Below are 26,688 nucleotides of genomic sequence, written 5' to 3' on the forward strand. Positions count from 1 at the left end.
CATTGTAGAAACTGCCACTCCACGATGTGGGTTGGCAATCCCTACAATCGCGCCCCGTGCAAGAGATTCTGAATATCGCGGCCTACAAGTTCGTGGCCATAGACGACAGCCCCGTGCTGCGCGAAGACCTGCGCGCCCGCACGCAGGCCCAGGGGCTCATGGGCACCATCCTGCTGGCGCCCGAGGGCATCAACCTGTTCCTGGCCGGCAGCGCCGACGGGGTGCGGACCTTTCTGGCCCATTTGCGTGCCGATGCGCGCTTTGCCGACCTCGAGGCCAAGGAAAGCTGGTCCGCCGCTCAGCCCTTCCGCCGCATGCTGGTAAAGCTCAAGCGCGAGATCATCCGCATGGACCACCCGGCCATCCAGCCTGCCGCGGGCCGGGCGCCCGGCGTGGACGCCCCCACGCTCAAGCGCTGGCTCGATCAGGGCCATGACGACGAGGGCCGCGAAATCGCCCTGCTCGACACACGCAATGCCTTCGAGGTCGATCACGGCAGTTTCGAAGGCGCCATCGACTGGCGCATCGGCAAGTTCACCGAATTCCCACCCGCCCTGAAAGCGCACCGCGACGAGTTCAAGGGCAAGACGGTCGTGAGCTTCTGCACCGGCGGCATCCGCTGCGAGAAGGCGGCGATCCTGATGCGCGAAGAAGGCGTGGAGCACGTGCTCCAGCTCGAAGGCGGCATCCTCAAGTATTTCGAGCAGGTCGGCGGCGCGCACTACAAGGGCGACTGCTTCGTGTTCGACGGCCGCGAGGCCCTGGCACCCGACCTGAGCGCACGCTCGGCACGCGCCAGCGCCCGCGCCTCGGAAGACCCCGACCTCGCCATCAAGCAGTAACGGCAACAACCAAGACGTCGACAGGCCTCCCATGCGCATCCTCCTGGTGGAAGACGAACTGGACATGGCCTCGTGGCTGATCCGCGCGCTCACGCAAAGCGGCTTCGTGGCCGACCACGCGCCCGACGCGCGCACCGCCGAAGCCTTCATGGCCGGCACCGAATACGACGCCATCGTGCTCGACCTGCGCCTGCCCGACAAGCACGGCCTGAGCGTGCTGGCCGACATGCGCAATGCCGACGACCGCACGCCGGTGCTGATCCTCACGGCGCAAGGCGCCCTGCAAGACCGCGTACGCGGCCTGAACCTCGGCGCCGACGATTTCCTCACCAAGCCTTTCGAACTGGTCGAACTCGAAGCCCGCCTGTCGGCCCTGGTGCGCCGCAGCCGCGGCAAGCAGCACCCGCGCCTGCAGTGCGCCTCGCTCTCGTACGACAGCCAGAGCCACGCCTTCACGCTGCGCGGCACGCTGCTGTCGCTCACGCCGCGCGAGCAGGCCGCGCTCACCGCCTTGCTGATGCGCAGCGGCGCGCCGGTCGGCAAGTCGCAGCTTTTCGCCAAGGTGTTCACCAACGACAGCACGGCCGGCCCCGACGCCATCGAGGTGGTGCTGCACCGGCTGCGGCGCAAGCTCGCGGACAGCGACGTGCGCATCGTCACCGTGCGCGGCCTGGGCTACATGCTGGAGAGCATTGCCGATGGATCCTCAGCCCCAGCCCAACCCGAACTCCCCGGCGAAGACGACTGAGCCGCAGCCCCAGCGCTTCGGCATCCGCGCGCGGCTGCTCGCGCTGCTGCTGCCCGGCATCGTCGCGCTGCTGGCGCTCGACAGCTGGAACGACTACAAGGCCCTGACCGATTCGCTCGTGGTCGCCTACGACCAGAGCCTGCTCGAACCCGTGCAGGCTCTGGCCAACGGCATCGTGGTGGCGAGCGACGGCAGCGTGCGCGTGCAGGAGCCGTTCTCGATCCAGGCAATGTTCGAGTCCACGCACCTGCGCTACAAGTACCTGCACGTCGGCGTGCAGCGCATTCCCAAGGGCGAAACACTCGACGTGAATTCGCCCGAGACCACGCTCATGGGCGTGCCCGGCCTGCCCCGCCCGGCACAGCAACCACCCGACGGCACGCCGGTGTTCTACGACGCGGTGCACGAGCAGCACCCGGTGCGCGTGGCCGCGCTGCGCCAGACGGTGTACGACAACGTCCACCCCGGCGCGGCCTACAGCGTGCTGATCCAGGCGGCCGAGGGCACCGGCCCGCGCACCGAGGCCCAGGCCGAGTCGCTGCGCCAGGAGCTGCTGCGCGACACGCGCATGGTGCTGGTGATGGCGCTGCTGGTGTGGCTCGGCGTGGCGTGGACGCTGCGCCCGCTGGAGCGCCTGCGCAGCTCGCTGCGCGAGCGATCGCGCGACGACCTGACGCCGCTCGACGCCAGCGGCGTGCCGCAGGAAGTCGCGCCGCTGGTGGACGCGGTGAACCACCACATCGCGGGCCATCGGCGCATGGTGGCCGAGCAATCGCAGTTCCTGGCCGATGCCTCGCATCAGCTGCGCACGCCGCTGAGCATCCTGTCGATACAGGCCGGCTACGCGGTGCGCGAGACCGATCCGGCGCGCATGCGCGAGTCGCTGCATGCCATCGTCGGGCAGCTCGCGCGAACGCGCCGCCTCAGCGAACAACTGCTGGCACTGGCCCATGCCACCACCGAAGACGAAGTCGCCCCTGCCGAGCCCACGGTGGTCGACCTCAACGCCATCGCGCGCGAGGTGGTGCTGCAATACCTGCCGCTGGCGCGCGAGAACGACCAGGACCTGGGCTGGGTCGATGCGCGCGGCGACAGCGCCGCCGAACGCATCGCCACCGCAGGCGACGACGGAGAAGACACGGACGGCACCGACGAAGCCGGCGATGAAGACGACTCACCCGTGCTGCCCGTGGCGGCCAACGCCGCCGAACTGCACGAGGTGCTTGCCAACCTTGTGCACAACGCCATCAAGTACACGCCGCGCGGCGGCAACATCACGGTGACCGTGCGGCGCGAGGCCTCATATGCGCTGGCCGAGGTGTGCGACAGCGGACCGGGCATCGCACCCGAAAGGCGCGACAGCGTGTTCGAGCGCTTCCATCGCGACCCATCCGTGGCTGCCGTTGCAACACAGGGCGCGGGCCTCGGCCTCACCATTGCTCGCAGCTATGCGCGGCGCAACGGCGGCGAGATCGAACTGGGTAACGCCGACACGCCCGAGAGCCCCAACGGCGGCGGACTGCGCGCGATCCTCAGGCTGCCTCTGCGCGCCTTCTGAGGCCCTTTTTTGCAAGGGTTTCACCCGATACACCGGTACGTGATTACACGTATTTTGCGGGTCGCCGGGCCGTTTGCGCCTGCTCCGAAAGGCGATTGAAAGCCTCGATTCCTAGACTGCGCTCCTTCCAATCGAAGGAGACTCAATGCAGCACCAGCTCGGTGAAGATCCGGCCTCGCACGCGCTTCGGCCCGCTTCAAAATTCAAAAAAGATTACTACGGCGGCGCCCTGCTGATCGTCATCGGACTGGCCGCCGTCTATGCCGGCATCGGCTACCGCGTCGGCGAGCTCGCGCACATGGGACCGGGCTTCTTCCCGGTTGCGCTCGGCGCGCTGCTGGCACTCACGGGGCTGCTGATCGCTGTCTCCGCGCGCGGTGACAAGCAAGCTGAAGGCGCGAGCGAGGAAGCCGCGTCGCACGGCCATCCGGGCGGCATGCCCGACATTCGCGGCGGCATCTGCATCATCCTGGGCATCCTCGCGTTCCTGCTGTTCGGCGAGTACGGCGGCCTGCTGCCGGCCACCTTCGCCATCGTGTTCATCTCGGCGCTCGGCGACCGCGACAACACGCTGACCGAGGCGCTGCTGCTGTCGCTGGCGATGTGCTTCATCGCGGTGGTGATCTTCTGGTGGGCGCTCAAGCTGCAGCTGCCCCTGTTCCAGTGGGGAGGCTGACACCATGATCGGTCAATCGCTCCACGACCTCTGGTTCGGCTTCGGCGTGGCCTTCCAGGGCTCGAACCTGATGTGGTCCTTCTTCGGCGTGCTGGTGGGCAACCTGATCGGCGTGCTGCCGGGCATGGGCGCACTGCAGGCCATCTCGATCCTGCTGCCGCTCACCTACGTGATGCATCCGGTGCCCGCCATCCTGATGCTGGCCGGTATCTTCTACGGCTCGCAGTACGGCGGCGCCATCGGCGCCATCCTGATGAACATGCCGTCGCACCCGCCGCATGCGGTGACCTGTCTGGACGGGTACCCGATGACCAAGCAGGGCAAAGGGGGGGTCGCGCTAGGGGTGACGATGATTGCCTCGTTCTTCGCGGCGTCCGTCGGCATCATCGTGATGATCTTCGCCTCGCCCCTGCTGGTGCAGATCGCGTTCAAGTTCGGCCCGACCGAGATCTTCTCGATCATGCTGCTGGGCCTGCTCGCCGGCTCCACCATGTCGCGCGGCTCACCGCTCAAGGGCGTGGCCATGACGCTGTTCGGCCTGCTGTGCGGCGTGGTCGGCACCGACGTGAACAGCGGCAGCTTCCGCTTCGCCTTCGGCCTGCCCGAGCTGAGCGACGGCCTCGAACTGGTGGCGATCTCGATGGGCCTGTTCGGCGTGGCCGACTTCCTGCTCAACGTGAACCGCATGAAGACCATCGGCGACACCGGCACGCTCAAGCTCAGCGACATGCGCCCGAGCAAGGAAGAGCTCAAGCGCGCCTTCCCCGCGATGATCCGCGGCACCATCGTCGGCACGGTGTTCGGCGCAATGCCCGGCACGGGCCCGACCATCACCACCTTCATTGCCTACGCGCTGGAGCGCAAAGTATCGAAGACGCCGAACAAGTTCGGCACCGGCATGATCGAAGGCGTGGCCGGCCCCGAGGCCTCGGCCCACTCGAAGACGCAGGTCGACTTCATCCCGACGATGAGCCTGGGCATTCCGGGCGACGCGGTGATGGCGCTGATCCTGGGTGCGCTGCTGATCCAGGGCATCCAGCCCGGCCCGCAGCTCATTACCGAGCATCCGGACATCTTCTGGGGCCTGATCGCTTCGTTCTGGATCGGCAACGTGATCCTCGTGATCCTGAACGTGCCGCTGATCGGCGTGTGGGTGAAACTGCTGAAGGTGCCCTACAAGTACCTGTTCCCGGCCGCGATGTTCTTCATTGCGACGGGTGTGTACAGCACGCAGAACAGCCTGTTCCAGATCTGGGAAGTGCTGGTGTTCGGCATCGTTGGCGCCCTGCTGATGTCGCTGGAATTCTCGGTCGCACCGATCTTGCTGGGCTTCGTGCTCGGGCCGATGGTGGAAGAGAACTTCCGCCGCGCGCTGCTGCTCTCGCGCGGCGACATGTCGGTGTTCGTGACGCGGCCGATCAGCGGCACCTTCATCGGGCTGTGCGTGCTGCTGCTGCTGGGCGTGGGCTACTCGGCCTGGCGCGGTCGTGGCGGTCGCAAGGGCATGGTCGAGCTTCCGAAGGCACCGCCGGGTGCATCGCCGTCGGAAACTGTGGCGATCGGCAACGAGTAACCGCAGAAACAAAAAGGGCCCGATACGTCGGGCCCTTTTTCATTGGCGCTCGAGTTTCAGCTTCAGACCGGCGTGGTGCCCGTATCGGGCTCGCGCACACCAAAGGGCTTGCCGGGCAGCGGAATGAATTCGGTCTCGCCGGGCACGTGGCCCATGCGCTGGGCGGCCCAATCGGAGCCGGCCTCGAGGATGCGCTCGCGCCGGCTCGATACGAAGTTCCAGGTGATGTAGCGCGGGCCGTCGAGCGGCTCGCCGCCGATCACCATCAGGCGTGCGGCGGCGCTCGCCGTGAGCACCGCGCCTTGCCCGTCGGGCAGCACGGCCATGGTGTGCGCTTCGACCGGCTCGCCATTCACGCTGACATCGGCATCGACTGCGTAGATGGCCAGCTCGGATGCGAGCGCAGGCAATTCGAAGCGCCCGCCTGCAGGCAAGGCGATGTCGAGGTACACGGTCTGCGAAAGCGTCTTGACCGGCGAGCGGGCGCCGAAGGCTTCGCCCACCAGCACGCGCACCGCCACGCCCTGCTCCACTAGCTCAGGAATCGCATCGGCCGGCGTGTGCTCGAAGCTGGGTTCGGTTTCTTCATGCGCCTGCGGCAGCGCGGCCCACAGCTGCAGGCCGTGGTTCACGTAGGTGTCGGCCTTGAGGCGATCGGGCTTGCGCTCGGAGTGCACGATGCCCTTGCCGGCGGTCATCCAGTTGATGGCGCCGGGAAGAATCTCCTGCACGCTGCCCAGGCTGTCGCGATGCATCATCGCGCCCTTGAAAAGATACGTGACCGTCGAGAGGCCGATGTGCGGATGCGGCCGCACGTCGTGCTCGCTGCCCGGCTGCTCGGTGGCCGGGCCGAAATGGTCGAAGAACACGAAGGGGCCGACCGAGCGGCGCTGCGCCGCGGGCAGCAGGCGCCGCACCTTGAAGCCACCGCCGAGGTCCTTGTCGTGCGGCTTGAGCAGTTGGGTCTCGGGGGCGGTGTCGGTCATCGTGTTCTCCGTGGGGTGGCGGGTTGCCGGTTATTCGCGCGATCTTGCCACTGTGGCAATGCGCTCGCCGAATGCCCGGGCGGTGTCGAAGTCGCCTTTCAGCATTTCGGCCGGGCTCGCATCGGACGGCGATTGCGTCAGCAGGCCGCCGTAGCCGCCCACGTAGTTCATCGAGTCGCGCGTGGCGGCCTTGCTGTTGCTCGGCAGGATGCCCATGCTGACCCAGATGCCGCTGTGCTGCATCGCGAGCGTCCACAGGTAGGTCATGGTCGTGACCTTGTCGCCGTTCATGGTGGCGCTGTTGGTGAAGCCGGCGAAGAGCTTGTCTTTCCAGCCCTGCGTGTACCAGACCTTCGACGACGCATCGGCGAACTTCTTGAACTGCCAGCTCACGCCGCCCATGTAGGTCGGCGAGCCGAAGACGATGGCGTCGGCCGCGGCCAGCAGCTCCCAGCCGCCTTCGGGCAGGTTGCCGTCCGCGTCGATGGCGAGCAGCTGGGCGCCCGCGCCGTCCGCTACGGTTTGCGCCACGCGCTGGGTGTGGCCGTAGCCGGAATGGAAGACGACGACGATGTTTGCCATGTTTGGGTGCTCCTGAGTGGGTGAGGTGTTGCGATCAGCGCTTGTCGATGCTGAAGCGGCCGGCACCGAAGCCTGCGAGGGCAAGCAGGCCGCCTGCAATGGCGATGTTCTTGTTGAAGTTGATCTGCTGCATCATTTTCATGGCGTCGGGTGCGGACCAGTACTTGTGGAAGAACAGCGCGGTCGCCACGGTGAAGATTGCCATCACGATCGCGGTCCAGCGCGTCTTGAAACCCAGCAGCAGCGCGATGCCGAGACCCAGCTCGACGATGATCGCAATGGCCGCACCCACTTCGGGCAGCGGCAGGCCGACGGACGTGATGTAGCCAACGGTGCCGCCGAAGCCCATGAGCTTGCCGATGCCGGCGGGAATGAACAGGTAGGCGATCAGGATGCGGCCGATCAGGGCCAGCGTGTCTTGTGCCGAATTGGGTGCAGTGGTTGTAGTTGCCATGATTGAAAAACTCCTCGGTTGTTGAAATTGAAAAGGGAAAAGAAAAAAGAAAAAAACCGGGCGGCAAGCGCCCAGCAAGGGGGATCAGGCGGCCAGATCGAACACCAGCACTTCGGCATCTTTGCCGGCGCCCAGCGTCAGTTGCGATTCGCCTTCCAGCATCGCGGCGTCGCCGCCCACGAGCTTCTGGCCGTTCACTTCGAGCTCACCGCGCACCAGGTGCACGTAGCTCTTGCGCTTCGGGTCGAGAGCCAGGCTGGCTTTTTCTTCGCCATCGAGTAGGCCGGCGAACAGGCGCGCATCGGCATGTACCGTCACCGAGCCATCGGTGCCGTCGGGCGAGGCCACGAGGCGCAGCTTGCCGCGCTTCTCGGCGTCGCTGAACTTCTTCTGCTCGTAGCCGGGCTCGATGCCGCGCACGTTCGGCTGGATCCAGATCTGCAGGAAGTGCGTGGTCTCGTCGGCCTTGTGGTTGAACTCGCTGTGCATCACGCCGCGGCCCGCGCTCATGCGCTGCACGTCGCCGGGTGGAATGCTTTCCACGTTGCCCATGCTGTCCTTGTGCGCCAGCTCGCCCGAAAGCACGTAGCTGATGATCTCCATGTCCTTGTGGCCGTGGGTGCCGAAACCGGCGCCCGCCGCCACGCGGTCTTCGTTGATCACCCGCAGGTTGCCGAAGCCCATGTGCTCCGGGTCGTAATAGTTGGCGAAAGAAAAGCTGTGGAACGAGCGCAGCCAGCCATGGTCGGCATAACCGCGTTCCTGTGATTTACGGACTTGCAACATCGTCGAACTCCTTCGGCCCTGCCCTGTGGGGGTGTGCGGGCCTTTTTCGTATGCCGCGCCGGATGCGCAGCGGATGTAAAGAACTTTAGGTCCGCACCCCATTCGGAAAGACGCCGCAGTTTGATGGCACCATTCAAATAATTTGATCAATGGAGCCGCCATGCCCAGCCCCCGTGACGTGCTGACCCCCGACGCCCTCTCCATGCTCCAGACCGTGGCCAGCACCGGCAGCTTTGCCGCCGCCGCCCGCGCCCTCGACCTGGTGCCCAGCGCGCTGAGCTACCGGGTGCGCCAGATCGAGGACGCGCTCGACGTGCTGCTGTTCGACCGCAGCGCCCGCCAGGCGCGGCTGACCGAGGCCGGCGCCGAGCTGCTGCGCGAGGCCGACCGGCTGCTCAACGAGATCGACGCAGTGGCCAACCGCGTCAAGCGCGTGGCCACCGGCTGGGAGCCGATGCTGACCATCGCGGTCGACAGCGTGATCGCGCGCGACCCGCTGCTCGACCTGGCCACAGCCTTCTTCGCGCTGGAGCCGCCCACGCGGCTCAAGCTGCGCGACGAAACGCTGCTGGGCACCATCGAGGCGCTGACCAGCGGCGAGGCCGACCTGGCCATCGGCGCGGTGCTCGATGCCGCGAGCCTGGCACTCACCGCCACGGGCATCCGTACCCGGCCGATCGGCGAGTTGCGCTTCGTCTATGCGGTGGCGCCGCACCATCCGCTGGCGCGCCTGGCCCAGCCGCTGAGCGACGCAGTGATGCGGCAGCACCGCGCGGTGGCCGCGGCCGATTCGGCGCGGCACGGGCCGAGCATGACGGTGAACCTCATGGGCGGGCAGGACGTGCTCACCGTGCCGAGCATGCAGGCCAAGATCGCGGCGCAATTGCACGGGCTGGGTGGCGGCTTTCTGCCTGAGCCGATGGCGCGGCCGTACATCGAGGCCGGGCATCTGGTCGAGCTGAAGACCGAGCGCATGCCGCCAATGGGAACGATGCATTGCGCATGGCGCGTGCGCAGCGCGGGCAAGCCGGGGCGGGCGCTCGAATGGTGGCTGGCGCAGTTCGAGCATGAAGGCACGCGGCGTGCGCTGCTCGAGCGGCATCGGGGTCGATGAGGGGTTGACGAGTATTGCCGAGGATTCGCGCAGCGCCGCTAAGGGTGTGTCCTCAGGCGAAGCGGCTCTCGGACCGATGTAGAGTGCAGACACATCCAACCGCATTCCATCCAGAAGAAAAGAGTTCGTCATGAGCACTCGCGCAACTGCAAAGAAGCCGGCCAAGGCCGCCGACCGTCACCGAACCCCAGCCACCCCGCGCGCGCCGCGCAATTTCGCCGTCATCGGCGCCGGCATCGCCGGGGTGGCTTGTGCACGAACGCTGGTGCAGGCCGGCCACAAGGTCACGCTGTTCGAACGCGAGGCCACGGCCGGCGGGCGCATGGCGAGCATCGACACCGCCTTCGGCCGCTTCGACAGCGGCGCGCAGTACTTCACCGTGCGCGACCCGCGCTTTGCGCTGGCGCTCGAAAGCACGCCCGGCCTGTGCAAGCGCTGGAGCGCCAACCTCGTGCGCGTGCTCGACGCCCATGGCCGCGTGGCCGAGGCGGCCCTGCCCTCGCTCGAGCCCCACTGGGTGGCGCAGCCCGGCATGGACGCGCTGGCCGCCCACTGGGCCAAGCCGCTGGGCGACAGCCTCATTACCGGCACGCAAGTCACGCAGATCGAGCCCGATGCGCTCGATGCGAAGCGCTGGCAACTGCGCACCGCGGGCGCCGACGATTCGCAACACGTGTATTCCGGCTTCGACGCCGTGCTGCTCGCCGTGCCGCCCGCACGCACCCGCGCGCTGCTGGGCGACGGCAAGCTCTCGGCCACGCTCAGCCGCAAGATCGAGCCCGTGCGCATCGCGCCCTGCTGGACGCTGATGGTCGCCTACCCCCAGGCCAACCAGCCCACCATGTCGCACCTCGGCCCGCAGTGGAATGCGGCGCGCAGCACCCACCACCGCGTGGCGTGGCTGGCGCGCGAATCGTCCAAGCCCGGCCGCGAGCCCATCGAGCGCTGGACGCTGCAGGCCAGCGCCACGTGGTCGCAAGAGCATCTGCGCGACACGCCCGCGCGCGTTGAAGCCAAGCTGCTGCGCGCCTTCGCCGAGATCACCGGCATCCACGCCACGCCCGCGCACGCCCAGGCCCTGTGCTGGAACGAAGCGCAGACGCAGGTGCCCGTGGGCACGACGCACCTCTGGGACAGCAAGGCCCGCATCGGCGTGGCCGGCGACTGGTGCACCGGCCACCGCGTCGAAGACGCTTTCCTCTCGGGCCTGTCGCTCGCGCTCGACGTCATCTGATCGGGAGATGAGGGAGACCGGCCGCTTCGCGCCCTCGCCCACCGGCCCGTTGCATGCGGGCTCGCTGGTGGCTGCGCTCGCGAGCTGGCTCGACGTGCGCGCCCGCGGTCCGCAGGCGCGCTGGCTGATCCGCATCGAAGACGCCGACACCGAGCGCTGCCTGCCCGGCATGGGCGAGCACATCCTCCAGCAACTGGCCGACTGCGGCCTGCTGCCCGACGAAGCCCCGGTGTGGCAGACGCAGCGCACCGCGCGCTACGAAGCCGCGCTGGCCCGGCTGCAGGCGCGCGGCCTCGCCTACCCATGCGGCTGTTCGCGCAAGGACATCAACGAAGCCCTCGCGCGACTCGGCCAGCGGCACGAGCGCCACGGCGAGCGCGTCTACCCCGGCACCTGCCGCGATGGGCTGCACGGCAAGCCCGCGCGGGCCTGGCGCTTTGCCACCGAAAAGTTCGAGGCCGACCGGCCGCCCACGCCGGGCGTGCCCTGGGATGAAACGGCCGATTCCGGCACGGGCAGCGAACTCTGCTGGACCGACCGCCGCCTCGGCCGCCAGTGCCAGAACGTGAGCCGTGAGGTCGGCGATTTCGTGCTGCGCCGCGCCGACGGCCCCTGGGCCTACCAGCTCGCCGTGGTGGTCGACGATGCCGAACAGGGCGTGACCGACGTGGTCCGCGGCGAAGACCTCACCGACAACACCGCCCGCCAGATCCTGCTGCAGCGCGCGCTGGGCTTTTCCACGCCCAGCTACCTGCATACGCCGCTGGTGCGCGGCGCCGACGGCGACAAGCTGTCGAAGCAGAACGGCGCAACATCCATCGACACAAGCTCCCCCGCCGCCGCGCTGGCCGCGCTCGACAGCGCCGCGCGCGTGCTCGGATTGCGGCGCACCACGGGCGCCAACTGCGCGGACGCCCTGGCCGGCTGGGTGCCCGAATGGCGCGCTCTCTACAATTCGCGGCCTCCATGAACTTTCCCGACACCGTGCCCAACGACATCCCGCGCAGCGAAGATGCGCCCACTCCAGACGCCAGCGACGAAGAAGAAGCGGCCAAGCCGCACCCGCTGCACCGCCGCCTCAAGAGCTTCGTCAAGCGCGCCGGCCGCACCACCGAAGGCCAGGCACGCGCCTTCTCCGAACTGGGCCCGCTGTTTCTCGTGCCCTACAAGCCCGAACCGCTCGACCTGACTGCGGCCTTCGGCGGCCGCGCCGGCCCGACCGTGCTGGAAATCGGCTTCGGCATGGGCGAGGCCACGGCGCACATCGCGACCGTGCTGCCCGAAACCAATTTCTTCTGCTGCGAAGTGCACGAGCCCGGCGTGGGCGCACTGCTCAAGCGCATCGGCGAGCAGTCGCTGTCGAACATCCGCATCTGCGCGCACGACGCGGTCGACGTGCTCGACCACATGCTGCAGCCCGGCACGCTGGCCGGCGTGCATGTGTTCTTTCCCGACCCGTGGCACAAGAAGCGCCACAACAAGCGCCGCCTGATCCAGCCCGAGTTCGTGACCAAGCTCGCGCAGCACTTGCGCCCCGGCGGTTACATCCACTGCGCCACCGACTGGCAGCCCTACGCCGAGCAGATGCTCGAAGTGCTTGCGGCCGAGCCGCTGCTGCGCAACACCGCCGAGGCCTACGCACCCAAGCCCGAATACCGCCCCCTCACCAAGTTCGAGAACCGCGGCATCAAGCTGGGGCATGGGGTGTGGGACCTGGTGTTCGAACGCGCCGCCTGAACGGCCTCGGCCCTTCCCGGGCCCTCTCATCAGGGAATTCCGCCCCGGCACCCGACTTCCCCCCTGGCCCCGTTATTGCTACACTTTTTTACTAATGTGAAAGAAGGTGTCCAATGAACCCATCTCGCAGGGAATGGTTGAGCAAGGCGGCGTGGGGCGCACTGGCGCTGGGAAGCGGCATCGCCCACCCCGTCATGGCCCAGTCCACGCGCGCGGCGGGCGGCACACCGCGTGTCGTGCTGCTCGGGCAATCGGTGCCTCTCACCGGCAGTGCCTACGAAATAGGCACCGCCTTCGCCGCCGGCAGCCGCCTCGCGGTGAGCGACTTCAACGACAAGAACGCCGCCACCGGCCTGCAGCTGAAGCTGCTTCAGCTCGACGACGGCTACGACGCAGCCCGCGCCGCCGCCAACGCGCGCACCCTGCTCACCACCAACAAGGCCGACATGCTCTTCGGCTTCGTCGGCACGGCCAGCAGCGAGGCCGGCGCGAACGTCGCCACGCAGCAGGGCAGCCTGCTGTTCGCGCCCTTCGCGGCCTCCGACACGCTGCGCGGCGCCGAACACCCCAACGTGTTCCATGTGCGGCCCGGCATGATCGACGAGGCCCTGAAGATCGTGAAGCAGTGCGCCACCGTGGGGCAGACCCGCATCGCGCTGGTGGGCGACGACGACGCCATGGGCCGCGCCGGCCTGGCGGCCGTCGAGCAGGCCATCACCGAGCTCAGGCTCACGCCGCTGGTCGCGAGCGCGCTGGTGCCACCCACCGGCAACAAGCTCGATGCAGCCCTGAAGACGGTGCAGCAGCAATCGCCCCAGGCCATCGTGCTGGTGTCGCTCTCGGGCACCACGGCCAACGCCATCCGCGCGCTGCGCAAGAGCGGTTACTCGGGCAGCTTCATGGCTTTTTCCATCGTCGGCATCGACCCGCTCTACGCCACGCTGGGCAAGGACATCGGCGGCATCGTGATCTCGCAGGTGGTGCCGTCGCCGCGGCCCTCGGCCATTCCCATCGTCAAGGAATACCTCGCGGCCGTGGATAACTCCGACCAGACCGCGTCATACGAGGGCCTCGAGGGCTTCATCGCCGCCAAGGCAGCCGGCGAAGCAGTGCGCCGCGCCGGCCGCGGCTTCAACACCGCGAGCCTGCAGCGCGTGATGTCAGGCATGACCGACTACGACGTGGGCGGCTTCCGCATCAACCTGCGCCCGGGCCTGCGCGACAGCGTGCGCAACATCGACCTGATCAGCATTTCCGCCGACGGCCGGGTCTTGCGCTGACGGCAGCACACGGGCCTAGCCCGTACTCACCAGCTTCTGCAGCGCATCGAGCGACAGCAGCTCGATGCGCCCGTAGCCCAGCGCGACCACGCCCTCACCCGCCAACGCATTGAGCTCCTTCGACAGCGTCTGCCGCGTCACGCCCAGCATCATCGCCAGCGCCTCCTGGGGCAACTGCAGCTCGTGCCGCAGGTGCACCGACTGCGTGGCATCGCCGCGCGCCAGCACCAGCAGCCGATGCGCCACGCGGGCGCGCAGGCTGCGCAGAGTGGCATCTTCGGCCAGCCCGTAGAGCATGCGCACGCGCGCCGCGAGCATCGCGGCAATGGCGTTGGAAAAGACCACGTCACGCATCAGCTGCACGAAGGCCTCGGGCGGCACCATCAGCAGGTCGAGCGCCTCCAGCGCCGTGGCATCGTGTGTGCGCGGCGAGCCGTCGATCAGCGTGATCTCGCCGAACCAGTTGCCGGGCTCCAGCACAGCGAGGATGGCCTCGCGCCCATCCTGGCGCAGCGATGAAATCTTGATGGTGCCCGCCACCAGCCCGTAGAAGCCGCCGCCCGCCGCGTGAATGGGATCGCCCTGGCGGAACACCATTGCGCCGCGCCGCACGTGGTGGAGTTCGGCCGCGCCCAGCAGCGCCTCGCGCTGGGCGCGCGGCATGCTCATGAACCACGGATTGCCCTCCAGTGCGGCGCGGTGCGCAGCGGAAAGACGCGGTCTAGGGGAGGCAGCCATGGGCGTGAACCGCTGCAAGGCGGGGTTTACCAGAACCCCACATTGTCAAATTCTTGACAGTTCAAGGTCAAGTGCAGGCATACAGTGGCCGGCACCCCACAAGAACGGAGACCCCAGCGATGAACGCACGCGCAAGTTTCAAGAGCATGCAGGAAAGCACGCGCGAAGACTGGCAATTGATCGGCGGCGAATTCATGCAGTTCACGACCGGCCTGCCGGCGCGCGTGATCAAGCACCTGCAGATTCTCGAAGGCGACTACGGCGGCTTTCCGGTCGACCGCTACACCCACTCGCTGCAGACCGCCACCCGCGCCCTGCGCGACGGCCGCGACGAGGAGTACGTCGTGTGCGCGCTGCTGCACGACATCGGCGACACGCTGGGCAGCTTCAACCACCCCGACATCGCCGCCGCCATCCTCAAGCCCTTCGTGAGCGAAGCCAACCACTGGATGGTGCAGAACCACGGCATCTTCCAGGGCCACTACTTCTTTCACCACATCGGCCTGGACCGCGACATGCGCGACAACTTCAAGGGCCACCCGCACTACGAGCGCACGGCCGAGTTCTGCGCGCTCTACGACAACCCCGCCTTCGACCCCAAGGCCGAGACGCTGCCCATCAGCGAGTTCGAGCCCATGCTGCGCCGCGTGATGGCGCAGCCGAAGCAGAGCATCTACAAGGCCGCGCTGACCGAACCCGCGGCCGCCTGACATCGACAAGAGGAAACCATGAACGCCTTCTCCCAACCCGAAATCCAGAAGCTCGTCTCCGCCGAGGAGTGGCAGCTTCGCGTCGACCTCGCCGCCTGCTACCGCCTGGTGGCGCTCTACGGCTGGAGCGACCTCGTGTTCACGCACATCAGCGCGCGCATTCCCGGCCCCGAGCACCACTTCCTGATCAACCCCTACGGCCTGATGTTCGACGAGATCACCGCGTCGAGCCTGGTCAAGGTCGACCAGCAATGCAACAAGATCATCGACTCGCCCTACCCCGTGAACCCGGCGGGCTTCGTCATTCACAGCGCGGTGCATGCCGCGCGCGAAGACATCCAGTGCGTGCTGCACACCCACACCAAGGCCGGCATCGCCGTCAGCGCGCAGAAGAACGGCGTGCTGCCCATCAGCCAGCAATCGACCTTCGTGCTGGCCTCGCTGGCCTATCACGACTACGAAGGCGTAGCCTTCCGCGACGACGAAAAGCCGCGCCTGCAGGCCGACATGGGCAGCGCCAACTTCCTCATGCTGCGCAACCACGGCCTGCTGACCTGCGGCAAGACCATTGCCGACGCCTTTCTTTCGATGTACACCTTCGAGAACACCTGCCAGATTCAGATTGCGGCGCAATCGGGCGGCAGCGAACTCACGCAGGTAGACCCGCGCATCGTGGAAGGCGTGGGCCAGGCCATGAAGGTGCAGACCGGTGGCCTGGGCGGCCAGTTCGTCTGGCCTTCGCTGATCCGCAAGCTCGACCGCATCGACGACAGCTACAAACAATAAGACAGCGTCGACCCCGGTTTCCACGGCTGCCAGCGCCTGCACGACAGGTGCTGGCGGCTATTTTTTTACCGCCCCAAAACTACAAGAACCACCGAGGAGACAAATCCATGGACGCCACCGTCATCGTCACCCGCTTCCTGTTCGGCGCGCTCGCGCTCGTGATGTTCGGGCTCGGGCTTTCGCTTTCGCTCGCCGACTTCAGGCGCCTCTTCAAGCACCCGAAGGCCGTGACCATCGCGCTGGTGCTGCAGGTCATCGGCCTGCCGCTGGCTTGCTACGCGATCATCGTGGGCTTCGGGCTGTCGCCCGTGTTCGCGGTCGGGCTGATGCTGCTCGCGGCCTCGCCCGGCGGCATCTCGGCCAACCTGTTCTCGCACCTGTTCGGCGGCAACGTGGCGATGAACATCTCGCTCACGGCCGTGAACACGCTGCTGTCCATCGTCACGCTGCCGCTCATCGCGAACTGGGCCATCGGGCACTTCGCTCAGGGCGGCCAGGTGGTGCCGCTGCAGACACGCAAGCTGGTGGAGGTGATCGCCATCGTGCTGGTGCCGGTGGCCATCGGCATGTTCGTGGCCTCGCGCAGCCCCGGCTTCGCGGCGCGCATGGAAAAGCCGACCAAGATCTTCAGCGGCGTGGTGCTCGCGGTGGTGACGGTGCTCGCCATCGCCAACGAGTGGAAGACCATGGCGGCCACCTTCGCCGAGATCGGCATGCCCGTGCTGCTGTTCAACCTCATAAGCCTGCTCGCGGGCTACTACCTGAGCCGCGCCGCCGGGCTCGACAAGCCGCTGGCCACCGCCATCAGCTACGAGATCGGCATCCACAACTCCACGCTCGCGATCTTCATCGCGGTGAGCGTGCTCGGCAGCTTCCAGCTCGCGCTGCCGGCGGCCATCTACTCGGTGGTGATGTACATCACCGCACCGCTGTTCGGCTGGCTGCTGTTGCGCCGGCCCGCACCGGCCGCCGTGCCTGCGCGATGATCGGGCGATGGAACTCCGGCAACTGCGCTACTTCGTCAAGGTCTGCGAGCTTCGCAGCATGGGCCGCGCGGCGGTCGAGCTGGGCGTCGTTACCTCGGCGCTGAGCCAGCAGATCAGCCGGCTCGAAAGCGAGCTTTCCACCCGGCTGCTGCAGCGCAGCTCGACCGGCGTTGCGCCCACCGATGCAGGCGTGGCCTTTCTCCACCAGGCCCAGCTCACGCTGCGCCATGCCGACGACGCGGTGCGCGCCGCGCAGCAGGCGCGGCTCTCGGGCCACGTGAGCGTGGGCCTGGCACCCACCACCGCCACGGTGCTCGGCGTGCCGCTGATGCGCGCCATGCGCGAGCGCTACCCCGAAGTGCGGCTGCACATGGTCGAAGCGCTGTCCGGCCACCTCACGACCATGCTGCAGGCGCGGCAGCTCGACCTGGCCGTTCTGTTCCAGACCGACACGCCGCGGCGCTGGAGCGTGACCCCGCTGCTGGCCGAGAAGCTCTTCGTCATTGCATCCCCCACGCTGCCGCAGCGCCCCACCGGCGCTCGCGTGCGCCTGTCGCAACTGGCCGAACTGCCGCTGATACTGCCCAGCGGCAGCCATGGCCTGCGCGCCACGCTGATGGCGGCCTTCGCCCGGGCACGCATCGCGCCGCGCATCGTGGCCGAGGTCGACGGCCTCGCGCTGCTGATGGATGCGGTGCGCGCGGGACACGGCGCCACCATCCAGCCCGGCGCCGCTACCGCACGGCACGACCGCGACGACTTGCAGCTCACGCAGATCGCCGACGCGCACGTGGGCCGCCGCAACCTGCTCGTGAGCCTGTCGGACGACGAGCTCTCTCCCGCCGCGCTGGCCACCCGCGTGGTGATGGCCGACACGGCGCGCGCCCTGGTGCGCGATGGCAGTTGGACAGGAGCAAGTCTTCTCGAAAACTGAACACCCGTTGCCCGGATCGGCCTTTCGCCTGAAGGCCGGCGTGCCTAGAGTCTCCCGTATTCCAAGGAGACCCACGAGTGATAGATGTTCTGGTTGTCGGTGGCGGCAATGCCGCGCTGTGCGCCGCCCTGATGGCACGCGAGGCCGGCGCCTCGGTGCTGCTGCTCGAAGCCTCGCCCAAGGCATGGCGCGGCGGCAACTCGCAGCACACGCGCAACCTGCGCTGCATGCACGACGCCCCGCAGGACGTTCTGATCGAGGCCTACCCTGAAGAGGAATACTGGCAAGACCTGCTGAAGGTGACCGGCGGCCTCACCGACGAACACCTGGCGCGCCTGGTGATTCGCGCCTCATCGAATTGCCGCGACTGGATGCGCAGCCACGGCGTGCACTTTCAGCCGCCGCTGTCGGGCGCGCTGCACGTGGCGCGCACCAACGCCTTCTTCATGGGTGGCGGCAAGGCGCTGGTGAACGCTTATTTCCGCAGCGCCGAACGGCTGGGCGTGCAGATCCGCTACGACACGCCCGTGGCCTCGGTCGAGCTCGACGGCGACCGCTTCGTGGCCGCACGCACCGAGGCCGGCGAGCGCATCGAAGCGAAAAGCTGCGTGCTGGCCGCAGGCGGCTTCGAGTCGAACCGCGAATGGCTGCGCGAGGCCTGGGGCCAGAACGAGCGCGGCGAATGGCCGGCCGACAACTTCCTGATCCGCGGTACGCGCTTCAACCAGGGCGTGCTGCTGAAGCACATGATCGCCGCGGGCGCAGACAGCATCGGCGATCCGTCGCAGGGCCACATGGTGGCCATCGACGCACGCGCGCCGCTGTACGACGGCGGCATCTGCACGCGCATCGACTGCGTGTCACTCGGCGTGGTCGTCAACCGCGAGGCGAAGCGCTTCTACGACGAGGGCGAAGACTTCTGGCCCAAGCGATACGCCATCTGGGGCCGGCTCGTCGCGCAGCAGCCGGGGCAGATTGCCTGGTCGGTCATCGACCAGAAAGCGGTCGGACGCTTCATGCCGCCGGTGTTCCCCGGCACGCAGGCGAACACGCTCGACGAGCTGGCGCGCAAGATCGGCCTCGACGAAGCCACCTTCGTGCGCACGGTGGAGGACTACAACGCCGCCTGCCATGTGGGCCGCTTCGACCACACCGCGCTCGACGACTGCCACACCGAGGGTCTGGCGCCCGCCAAGACGCACTGGGCACGCCCCATCGACACCGCGCCCTTCTACGCCTACCCCGTGCGCCCCGGCATCACCTTCACCTACCTCGGCCTGAAGGTGGACGAAACAGCAGCCGTGCGCTTCGGCGGCCGGGCCAGCCCCAACCTGTTCGTTGCCGGCGAAATGATGGCCGGCAACGTGCTCGGCAAAGGCTACACGGCGGGCGTCGGTATGAGCATCGGCACGGCCTTCGGGCGCATCGCCGGCACGCAGGCCGCGAACGCGGCAAAGAACCTTTCGAAGAAATCCCCGGAGACCGCCCTTGCAGCAGCTCACTGATCTCGTCGCACGCGCCCGTGCGGATGCCGACGGCATCGGTGGCGGTGCCACGTCGCGCGTGATCCCGATACAGCCCGCCCTTCCGTTGACAGCGAGCGAAGGCGAAGTCGCCCGCATCCTGCAGATCTGCAACGCCTGCCGCTACTGCGAAGGCTTCTGCGCCGTGTTCCCGGCCATGACGCGCCGGCTCGAATTCGGCAAGGCCGACACGCACTACCTCGCCAACCTGTGCCACAACTGCGGCGCCTGCCTGCACGCCTGCCAATACGCGCCGCCGCACGAGTTCGCGGTGAACGTACCGCAGGCGATGGCGCAGGTGCGCATGCAGACGTATCACGACTACGCCTGGCCACCGGCGATGGGTGCGCTGTACCAGCGCGCGGGCCTCACCGTCGCGCTCGCGCTGGCCGGAGGGCTCGCGCTCTTCCTGGTGCTTGCCGTGGCGATGTCGGGCTCGCTGCTGCACGAGCCGCTCGCGGGCAATTTCTACGCGATCTTTCCGCACAACTTTCTCGCGCTGGTGTTCGGCGCGGTGTTTCTCTTCGTGATGTTCGCGCTGGCCATGGGCGTGCGGCGCTTCTGGCGCGAGGTATCGCCGTCGCGCGACAACGTGCCTGCCGAAGTGACCGGCGTACGCAACGCAGCCAGCGCCGAGGCCGCGCAAGACGCACTGCGCCTGAAGTACCTGGGCGGCGGACATGGCGAAGGCTGCAACAACGAAGACGACCGCTTCACCCTGTGGCGCCGGCGCTTCCACCACTTCACCTTCTACGGCTTCATGCTGTGCTTCGCGTCGACCTGCGTGGCCACGCTGTATCACTACCTGTTCAGCCTGCATGCGCCCTATGCGCTCACCAGCCTGCCCGTGCTGCTGGGCACCGCGGGCGGCATCGGTCTGGTGGTGGGCCCGGTAGGCCTGCTGTGGCTAAACCTGCGGCGCGACCCGGCGCACGGCGACGTGGCGCAGCGCCCCATGGACCGCGGCTTCATCGCCCTGCTGCTGCTCACCAGCCTCACCGGCCTTGCGCTGCTGGCGTGGCGCGACACGCCCTTCATGGCATTGCTGCTGGCGGTGCACCTGGGCGTGGTGATGGCGCTCTTTCTCACCCTGCCCTACGGCAAGTTCGCGCACGGCATCTTCCGCTCGGCCGCCTTGCTGAAGTTCGCCATCGAGAAGCGCCTGCCCAACCGCCTGCAGCTTGGCGCCGACTGAATGAACCCCATGCATCCGAAGGAAACCCCATGACCCAACCCGGCGTACTCCAGATTCCCTCCATGAAGGGCCGATGCTCCGATGCCGAATGGCAGGCCCGCATCGACCTCGCGGCCTGCTACCGGCTGGTGGACCTCTACGGCATGTCCGACATGATGGCCAACCACATCTCCTCGCACGTGCCGGGCGAGAAAGGCGCCTTCCTCATCAACCCCTACGGAATGATGTACGAGGAGATCACCGCCTCCAGCCTCATCAAGGTCGACCAGGACGGCAACATCCTCTCGAAGCCCGACTTCGGCGAGCTGGACTACGGCATCAACAAGGCCGGCTACGTGATCCACAGCGCCGTGCACGCGGCACGGCCCGACGTGGCCTGCGTGATCCACACGCACAGCTGGGCGTCGATGGCGGTGTCGTCGCTCGAATGCGGCCTGCTGCCGCTCACGCAAACCGCCATGCGATTCCTGAAGATCGGCTACCACGACTACCAGGGCGTGGTGCTGAACACCGAGGAGCAGGCCTCGCTGCTGGCCGACCTGGGCGACCGCGAGGCCGTGATCTTCCGCAACCACGGCGCGCTGGTGGTGGGCCGCAGCGTGGGCGAAGCCTTCAACTGGATGCACCGGCTCGAGCTGGCCTGCCGCGCGCAGATCGGTGCGATGTCTTGCAACACGCTGCTGCGGGCCGTGCCGCAGCAGGTGCTGGAAGAAACCTGGAACAACTACCAGCCCGGCACGCGCCGGCCCTACGGCCTCATGGAATGGCCTGCGCTGCTGCGCAAGCTCGACCGGATGGACCCGGGCTTTCGCGACTGAACACCAGACCGACTACCCACGAGAACACAACAATGACACGAGACAAGCCTTCTTCCCGCTTCTTGCAAAAGCTCTTCTGCGCCACGGCACTGCTGGCCGCCGGCCTCAACGCCACTGCACAGACGGCCTACCCGAGCAAGCCCGTGCGCGTGGTCGTCGCCTTCACAGCCGGCGGCACCACCGACATCCTCGCGCGCGCCGTCACGCAGCACATGTCGGAAAGGCTCAAGCAGTCCTTCATCATCGACAACAAGCCCGGTGGCGGCGGCAACATCGGCACCGAGTTCGTGGTGCGCGCACCGGCCGACGGCTACACGCTGATCGTCAATTCAGTCGGCCCCATGGCCGTCAACCAGACGCTCTACAAGAACCTGCCCTACGACCCGCTCACCGACCTTGTGCCGGTGGTGCAGATCGCCGACGTGCCCAACGTGCTGGTGGTCAACCCCGAGGTGCCCGCGAAGACGCTGGAGGAATTCATCGCCTACGCCAAGGCCAACCCCAACAAGCTGAACTACGGCTCCACCGGCGTCGGCACCTCGTCGCACCTGTCGAGCTACATGCTCAGCAAGCGCATCGGGGCCGAGACGCTGCACGTGCCCTACAAGGGCGCGAACGCGCTCAACGACCTGCTCGCGGGCCGCGTGCAATTCATGTTCGCGACCATTCCATCGGTCATCGCGCACATCAAGGCGGGCAAGCTCAGGGCCATTGCGGTGAGCAGCCAGAAACGCTCGCGCTCGCTGCCCGACGTGCCGACCGTGGCCGAGAAGGGCTTCCCCGATTTCTCCGCCGGCTCGTGGTTCGGCTTCTTCGCGCCCAAGGGCACGCCAGCCCCGGTGATCGCGCTGCTCAACAAGTCGGTGAACGAGGCGCTGCCCTCGCTCGAGGCGCAGATGATCCGCGAGGGCGCCGACCCGGTGGGCGGCACGCCCGAGCAGTTCGGCAAGTTCACGCGCCAGGAGTACGAGAAGTGGAAGGCGATCGTGCGCGAATCGGGTGCGACGGCCGAATGAGCTCGCCGCTGCGCATCCTGATGACGCCGCAAGCAGCGGCGCAGACGACGCTCGGCCTGCCCGCAGCGCTCGGCGAACGTACCCACGTGCTGGTGAACCCGGGCGACGACGCCGACGTGGCTTTTGTCTCGCGCGACGTCACCGGCCTGTCGACCAAGCACGAGGTGCTGCCGCACACGCAGGCCTTTCACGACGCAATGCGCCACGCGCCCTCGCTGCGTTGGGTGCACGCGCATTCCGCGGGCGCCGACCGGCCGGTGTACGGCGAGCTGCGGGCGCGCGGCGTGGAGGTCACGACCTCGTCGGGCGCCAACGCCGGTGTGGTCGTGCAGACCGCGCTGGCAGGCGTGCTGATGCTGGCACGGCAGTTTCCACAGCTGCTGGCCGCGCAACGCGCACGCACTTGGTCGCCGCTCATGGGCAGTGGCCTGCCGCGCGATCTTGCGGGGCAGACGGCAGTGGTCGTCGGCTGGGGGCCGATCGGGCAAGGCCTCGGTGCGCTGCTCGCGGCGCTCGGGCTTCGTGTCGTGTCCGTGCGCGGGAGCGAGGCCCCGGCCGCCGTGCCGGCCCACGAGAGCGTGAGCTACGAACAGCTGCACACAGTGCTGCCGAAGGCGGACTGGCTGCTGCTGGCCTGCCCGCTGAGCGATCGCACGCGCGGCCTCATCGATTCGGCGGCGCTGGCGCGCATGCCCGCCGGTGCGCGGCTCGTGAACGTCTCTCGCGGCGAAGTGATCGACGAGCCGGCGCTCATCGATGCATTGCGCAGCGGCGCGCTGGCCGGCGCGTATCTCGACGTGTTCGCGCACGAGCCCCTGCCGGCCGACTCGCCGCTGTGGAGCCTGCCGAACGTGATCGTCACGCCCCACAGCGCCGGCCATTCGGACGGCAACGAAGCGCGCGTGGCAGCGATCTTTCTCGGCAACCTGCAGCGCTGGGTACGCAACCAGCCGCTGCTGAACCGCGTGGCGTGAATCGCGCGCTTTTTTCAATACCCAATAACAACGACCCCACGACATCCAGACCATGAAATCCTCCCTCCCGCACCCCTCGACTTTTCTGCGCACCTGCATGGCCGCCCTGCTGCTGGCCACCGCCGCGGCGTCTTCCAGCGCGGCCGATTGGCCCGCCAAGCCCATCACCCTCGTCGTGCCCTTCGTGGCGGGCGGCACTACCGACATCGTCGCGCGCACCGTGGGCCAGAAGCTGTCGGAAGCGCTCAAGCAGCCGGTCATCATCGACAACCGCGGCGGTGCGGGCGGCACCGTAGGCGCGGCCATCGCGTCGAAGGCGCCGGCCGATGGCTACACGCTGTTCATGGCCACCATCGCACATTCGATCGCGCCGGGCCTCTACAAGCGCCTGCCCTACGACTTCCAGCGCGACTTCGATCCGGTGGCACTGGTGGCGTCCACGCCCAACGTGCTGATCGTGAACGAGAAGGTGCCCGTGAAATCGGTGGCCGAACTCGTCGCCTACATCAAGGCCAACCCGGGCAAGGTCAACTACGGCTCGGCGGGCAACGGCAGCACGGAGCACATCTCGGGCGAGCTGTTTCGTTCAATGACGAAGACCGACATCGTGCACGTGCCCTACAAGGGCGGCGCGCCGATGATGGCCGACCTGATGGGCGGGCAGATCCAGATGGCCATCGAGACCAGCCCCTCGGCCGCACCGCACATCCGCGCCGGCAAGGTGCAGGCGCTGGCCGTGACCACGAAGACGCGCTCGCCCGCCTACCCCGGCGTACCCACGCTCGACGAGGCCGGCCTCAAGGGCTACGACATGACCACCTGGTTCGCGCTCATGGCGCCGCACGGCACGCCGCCCGAGCTGGTGCAGCGCCTGAACACCGAGGTGTCGCGCGTGCTGCAGCAGCCCGACGTGGTCAAGCGCTTCGAGGAACAGGGCGTGACGGCCGGCAGCATGAAGCCGGCCGAGCTCGCAACCTTCATCGGCAGCGAGACGACGAAATGGGTGAAGGTGGCGAAGGATTCGGGCGCCACCGCAGAGTAAGCACGGCCCTGGCTATCGGAGAAGGCCTACGGCCAGCGCGGAAACCCGCCGAGAGGGCATGGCGGCGTTATCTGGAGAATAGGAGGCCATGCGCATCAGAACCCCGGCTTCCTTTCTCGCTCCCGCCTCCGCCCTTCTCTCCCTCGCGCTCCTGCTTCCCCCTGCATCCGCTGCCCCTGCCGCGGCAGATGCAGCGCTGACGCCCGAAGCCCGCATCGAGGCCCTCATCGCCCGCATGACGGTGCAGGAGAAGGCCGGCCAGCTCACCCTGTACGGCCCCGCCGACATCGACACCCCCAACAACCCCCAGGCCGGCTGGCGCAATGCACAGCAGGAGACTGCCGACGTGCGCGCCGGCCGGCTCACAGGCCTGTTCAACAACGCCGGCCTCGAAGGCAAGCGGCGGCTGCAGCAGATTGCGGTGAACGAGTCGCGCCTGGGCATTCCGCTGCTCTTCGGCGCGGACGTGATCCACGGCTTTCGCACCATGTTCCCGATGCCGCTGGCCGAGGCCTCCAGCTGGGAGCCGGACCTGGCCGAACGCACCGCGCGCGCCGCGGCGGTCGAGGCCACGGCCGACGGCTTCCGCTGGACCTTCGCGCCCATGGTCGACATCGCGCGCGATGCGCGCTGGGGCCGCGGCCTCGAAGGCGCGGGCGAAGACGTGTACCTCTCGCGGCAGTTCGCCGCCGCGCGCGTGCGCGGCTTCCAGGGCCCCGACCTTTCGCGGCCCGACGCGATGCTGGCCACGCCCAAGCACTTCGCGGCCTACGGTGCGGGCGAAGGCGGGCTCGACTACAACGTGAGCGACATCTCGCAGCAGACGCTGCGCGAGGTGTACCTGCCGCCGTTCCGCGCGGCACTGGATGCCGGCGCGCTCTCGGTGATGAGCGCCTTCAACGAAATCGGCGGCGTGCCCTCCACCGCCAACCACTCGCTGCTCACGGGCGTGCTGCGCGACGAATGGAAGTTCCAGGGCTTCGTGGTCTCCGACTACACGGCCGACGAAGAACTGGTGGAGCACGGCTACGCCGCCAACCCGCGCGAGGCCGCCAAGCAGGCCTTCATGGCCGGCACCGACGTGAGCATGCAGAGCGGCCTGTACATGCGCTACCTGCCCGACCTCGTGGCCTCGGGCGAGGTGCCCATGGAGCGGCTCGACGAGGCCGTGCGCCGCGTGCTGCGCGTCAAGCAGAAGCTGGGCCTGTTCGACGACCCGATGCACGGCCTCGACGGCCCACCCGCCTCGCAGCGCCCCGAGAACCCCGAATTCATCTCACTGGCCCGCGAGAGCGCGCGCCGCTCCATCGTGATGCTGAAGAACGAGCGCATGCTGCTGCCGCTGCCCAAGGCCGGCACGAAGATCGCGCTGATCGGGCCCTTCGCCGAGGGCACCGTCGACCTGATGGGCGCGTGGAGCCTGTTCCCCGGACAGTCGGCACCGGTGGGCATCGACCAGGGCCTGCGCGCGGCGCTGGGCCCCAATTCGTCGGTGAACGTGGTGCGCGGCTCGGGCATCGAGTCGACGCTGCCCGGCGGCATCGACGCCGCGGTGGCGGCCGCGCGCGATGCCGACGTGGTGGTGCTCGCCATCGGCGAGAGCGAGAAGATGTCGGGCGAGGCGCGCTCGCGCAGCGACATCGGGTTGCCGCAGGCGCAGCAAGACCTGGCCGAGGCCGTGGCCGCCACTGGCAAGCCCGTGATCGTGCTGTTGAGCAACGGCCGAGCGATGGCGCTCAAGGGCGCGGTGCGCAATGCGCGCGCCATCCTCGTCACGTGGTTCCTCGGCGTGCAGACCGGCAACGCGATCGCCGACGTCGTGTTCGGCGACTTCAACCCCTCGGGCCGCCTGCCCGTGAGCTTTCCGCAAACGGCCGGCCAGGTGCCCTACTACTACGCCCACAAGCGCACCGGCAGGCCGTCGCCCGAGAACGCGCCAGGCACGTCATTCAAGACGCGCTACCTGGACGCGACGAACGAAGCGCTCTACCCCTTCGGCTTCGGCATCGGCTATTCGCCGGTGCGCTACGACAACGTCGAACTGAGTACAGAGCGGCTGCCAATGTCGGAAACGCTGCGCGTGCGCGCCACCGTCACCAACACCGGCCAGCGCGACGCGGAAGAAGTGGTTCAGCTCTACATCGGCCAGCGCGCGGCAAGCGTGACGCGGCCGGTGCGCGAGCTGAAGAGCTTTCGCAAGATCGGCATCGCGCCGGGAGCTTCAGCGGTCGTCGAGTTCACGCTCACGGCCGACGACCTCGCCTTCATCGGCCGCGACATGAAGCCGACCGTCGAACCCGGCGAGTTCGACCTGTGGGTGGCGCCTTCGGCCGCGAGCGGCATCCGCAGGCGCTTCGTGCTCACGCGCGATTGACGCCGGGCGTGCAAGGCGCCGC

Annotated in this window: 26 protein-coding genes; 21 read left to right on the forward strand and 5 right to left on the reverse strand. The window is 67.9% G+C overall.

All coding sequences use genetic code 11. The annotated features are described in order from the left end of the window. Positions 1-56: 56 nt before the first annotated feature. The 5 genes from ACTG4X_RS20535 to ACTG4X_RS20555 all read left to right on the forward strand — a co-directional run bounded on the left by ACTG4X_RS20535 (position 57) and on the right by ACTG4X_RS20555 (position 5,397). The gene (locus ACTG4X_RS20535; RefSeq protein ID WP_440531760.1) at positions 57-842 is read left to right on the forward strand and encodes a sulfurtransferase; all 786 of its coding nucleotides are present in this window, start codon (positions 57-59) and stop codon (positions 840-842) included. Between the two features lie 31 nt (positions 843-873). Beyond that, complete coding sequence (locus tag ACTG4X_RS20540; protein WP_093073641.1) at positions 874-1,590, forward strand: response regulator; 717 nt, start codon at positions 874-876, stop codon at positions 1,588-1,590. Then, complete coding sequence (locus ACTG4X_RS20545; RefSeq protein ID WP_097198996.1) at positions 1,541-3,148, forward strand: sensor histidine kinase; 1,608 nt, start codon at positions 1,541-1,543, stop codon at positions 3,146-3,148. The genes ACTG4X_RS20540 and ACTG4X_RS20545 overlap by 50 nt, the downstream gene beginning before the upstream one ends. A 145-nt stretch (positions 3,149-3,293) precedes the next feature. After that, complete coding sequence (locus tag ACTG4X_RS20550; protein ID WP_176928806.1) at positions 3,294-3,824, forward strand: tripartite tricarboxylate transporter TctB family protein; 531 nt, start codon at positions 3,294-3,296, stop codon at positions 3,822-3,824. 4 nt (positions 3,825-3,828) lie between these two features. Further along, entirely contained in the window at positions 3,829-5,397 is a 1,569-nt protein-coding gene (locus ACTG4X_RS20555) for a tripartite tricarboxylate transporter permease (RefSeq protein ID WP_093055914.1), read from the forward strand. A 62-nt stretch (positions 5,398-5,459) separates the two neighbouring features. Here ACTG4X_RS20555 and ACTG4X_RS20560 read toward each other — a convergent pair whose 3' ends face one another. The 4 genes from ACTG4X_RS20560 to ACTG4X_RS20575 form a co-directional block, all read right to left on the reverse strand. Then, on the reverse strand, positions 5,460-6,383 hold the full coding sequence (locus tag ACTG4X_RS20560) for a pirin family protein (RefSeq protein WP_093055912.1): 924 nt from the start codon (positions 6,381-6,383) through the stop codon (positions 5,460-5,462). A gap of 30 nt (positions 6,384-6,413) precedes the next feature. Beyond that, positions 6,414-6,965, reverse strand: coding sequence for a flavodoxin family protein (locus ACTG4X_RS20565; protein WP_093055910.1), 552 nt, complete (start codon positions 6,963-6,965; stop codon positions 6,414-6,416). A gap of 34 nt (positions 6,966-6,999) precedes the next feature. Beyond that, on the reverse strand, positions 7,000-7,419 hold the full coding sequence (locus tag ACTG4X_RS20570; RefSeq protein ID WP_093055908.1) for a DoxX family protein: 420 nt from the start codon (positions 7,417-7,419) through the stop codon (positions 7,000-7,002). Positions 7,420-7,503: 84 nt separating this feature from the next. Beyond that, entirely contained in the window at positions 7,504-8,205 is a 702-nt protein-coding gene (locus ACTG4X_RS20575; protein ID WP_093055906.1) for a pirin family protein, read from the reverse strand. A gap of 160 nt (positions 8,206-8,365) precedes the next feature. Here ACTG4X_RS20575 and ACTG4X_RS20580 point away from each other — a divergent pair, with 160 nt between their 5' ends. The 5 genes from ACTG4X_RS20580 (at position 8,366) to ACTG4X_RS20600 (ending at position 13,570) form a co-directional block, all read left to right on the forward strand. Beyond that, on the forward strand, positions 8,366-9,319 hold the full coding sequence (locus ACTG4X_RS20580) for a LysR family transcriptional regulator (RefSeq protein WP_093073631.1): 954 nt from the start codon (positions 8,366-8,368) through the stop codon (positions 9,317-9,319). Between the two features lie 130 nt (positions 9,320-9,449). Next, positions 9,450-10,553: an NAD(P)/FAD-dependent oxidoreductase gene (locus tag ACTG4X_RS20585; RefSeq protein ID WP_093073629.1), complete on the forward strand. Its 1,104-nt coding sequence runs from the start codon at positions 9,450-9,452 to the stop codon at positions 10,551-10,553. Positions 10,554-10,560: 7 nt separating this feature from the next. Then, the gene (gene gluQRS / locus ACTG4X_RS20590) at positions 10,561-11,523 is read left to right on the forward strand and encodes a tRNA glutamyl-Q(34) synthetase GluQRS (RefSeq protein ID WP_440531761.1); all 963 of its coding nucleotides are present in this window, start codon (positions 10,561-10,563) and stop codon (positions 11,521-11,523) included. Further along, on the forward strand, positions 11,520-12,290 hold the full coding sequence (gene trmB, locus ACTG4X_RS20595; protein WP_440531762.1) for a tRNA (guanosine(46)-N7)-methyltransferase TrmB: 771 nt from the start codon (positions 11,520-11,522) through the stop codon (positions 12,288-12,290). The genes gluQRS and trmB overlap by 4 nt, the downstream gene beginning before the upstream one ends. Before the next feature lie 113 nt (positions 12,291-12,403). Beyond that, positions 12,404-13,570 (forward strand): ABC transporter substrate-binding protein, encoded by a 1,167-nt coding sequence (locus tag ACTG4X_RS20600; RefSeq protein ID WP_093055897.1) that lies wholly within the window; start codon positions 12,404-12,406, stop codon positions 13,568-13,570. Between the two features lie 15 nt (positions 13,571-13,585). On the opposite strand, the gene ACTG4X_RS20605 is transcribed toward ACTG4X_RS20600, so the two are convergent. After that, positions 13,586-14,308: a Crp/Fnr family transcriptional regulator gene (locus ACTG4X_RS20605; RefSeq protein WP_097198991.1), complete on the reverse strand. Its 723-nt coding sequence runs from the start codon at positions 14,306-14,308 to the stop codon at positions 13,586-13,588. 119 nt (positions 14,309-14,427) lie between these two features. On the opposite strand from ACTG4X_RS20605, the gene ACTG4X_RS20610 reads away from it, so the two are divergent. From ACTG4X_RS20610 to ACTG4X_RS20660, 11 genes are all read left to right on the forward strand, one after another. Continuing rightward, on the forward strand, positions 14,428-15,018 hold the full coding sequence (locus ACTG4X_RS20610; RefSeq protein ID WP_093176018.1) for an HD domain-containing protein: 591 nt from the start codon (positions 14,428-14,430) through the stop codon (positions 15,016-15,018). Positions 15,019-15,036: 18 nt separating this feature from the next. Continuing rightward, positions 15,037-15,804 carry a class II aldolase/adducin family protein gene (locus tag ACTG4X_RS20615; RefSeq protein ID WP_440531763.1) on the forward strand — a complete coding sequence of 256 codons (768 nt, stop codon included), beginning with the start codon at positions 15,037-15,039 and terminating at the stop codon, positions 15,802-15,804. 107 nt (positions 15,805-15,911) lie between these two features. Then, a complete protein-coding gene (locus ACTG4X_RS20620; protein WP_440531764.1) occupies positions 15,912-16,790 on the forward strand; it encodes a bile acid:sodium symporter family protein in 879 nt (292 codons plus the stop codon). Between the two features lie 7 nt (positions 16,791-16,797). Then, positions 16,798-17,724, forward strand: coding sequence for a LysR family transcriptional regulator (locus ACTG4X_RS20625; RefSeq protein WP_093055887.1), 927 nt, complete (start codon positions 16,798-16,800; stop codon positions 17,722-17,724). A gap of 77 nt (positions 17,725-17,801) precedes the next feature. Next, positions 17,802-19,229, forward strand: a complete 1,428-nt coding sequence (tcuA, locus tag ACTG4X_RS20630) for an FAD-dependent tricarballylate dehydrogenase TcuA (RefSeq protein ID WP_440531765.1) — start codon at positions 17,802-17,804, stop codon at positions 19,227-19,229. After that, positions 19,213-20,442, forward strand: coding sequence for a tricarballylate utilization 4Fe-4S protein TcuB (tcuB, locus tag ACTG4X_RS20635; RefSeq protein ID WP_440531766.1), 1,230 nt, complete (start codon positions 19,213-19,215; stop codon positions 20,440-20,442). Before tcuA ends, tcuB begins: the two co-directional genes overlap by 17 nt. Before the next feature lie 29 nt (positions 20,443-20,471). Continuing rightward, positions 20,472-21,260: a class II aldolase/adducin family protein gene (locus ACTG4X_RS20640; protein ID WP_093055881.1), complete on the forward strand. Its 789-nt coding sequence runs from the start codon at positions 20,472-20,474 to the stop codon at positions 21,258-21,260. A 32-nt stretch (positions 21,261-21,292) separates the two neighbouring features. Next, positions 21,293-22,276, forward strand: a complete 984-nt coding sequence (locus ACTG4X_RS20645) for a Bug family tripartite tricarboxylate transporter substrate binding protein (RefSeq protein ID WP_440531767.1) — start codon at positions 21,293-21,295, stop codon at positions 22,274-22,276. Beyond that, complete coding sequence (locus tag ACTG4X_RS20650) at positions 22,273-23,250, forward strand: D-2-hydroxyacid dehydrogenase (RefSeq protein WP_440531768.1); 978 nt, start codon at positions 22,273-22,275, stop codon at positions 23,248-23,250. The genes ACTG4X_RS20645 and ACTG4X_RS20650 overlap by 4 nt, the downstream gene beginning before the upstream one ends. Positions 23,251-23,302: 52 nt before the next feature. Continuing rightward, complete coding sequence (locus ACTG4X_RS20655) at positions 23,303-24,292, forward strand: tripartite tricarboxylate transporter substrate binding protein (RefSeq protein ID WP_426388971.1); 990 nt, start codon at positions 23,303-23,305, stop codon at positions 24,290-24,292. Between the two features lie 88 nt (positions 24,293-24,380). After that, entirely contained in the window at positions 24,381-26,666 is a 2,286-nt protein-coding gene (locus ACTG4X_RS20660; protein ID WP_440531769.1) for a glycoside hydrolase family 3 N-terminal domain-containing protein, read from the forward strand. Positions 26,667-26,688: the final 22 nt, after the last annotated feature.

The organism is Variovorax sp. YR566 (assembly GCF_051992195.1).
GTDB lineage: Bacteria > Pseudomonadota > Gammaproteobacteria > Burkholderiales > Burkholderiaceae_C > Variovorax.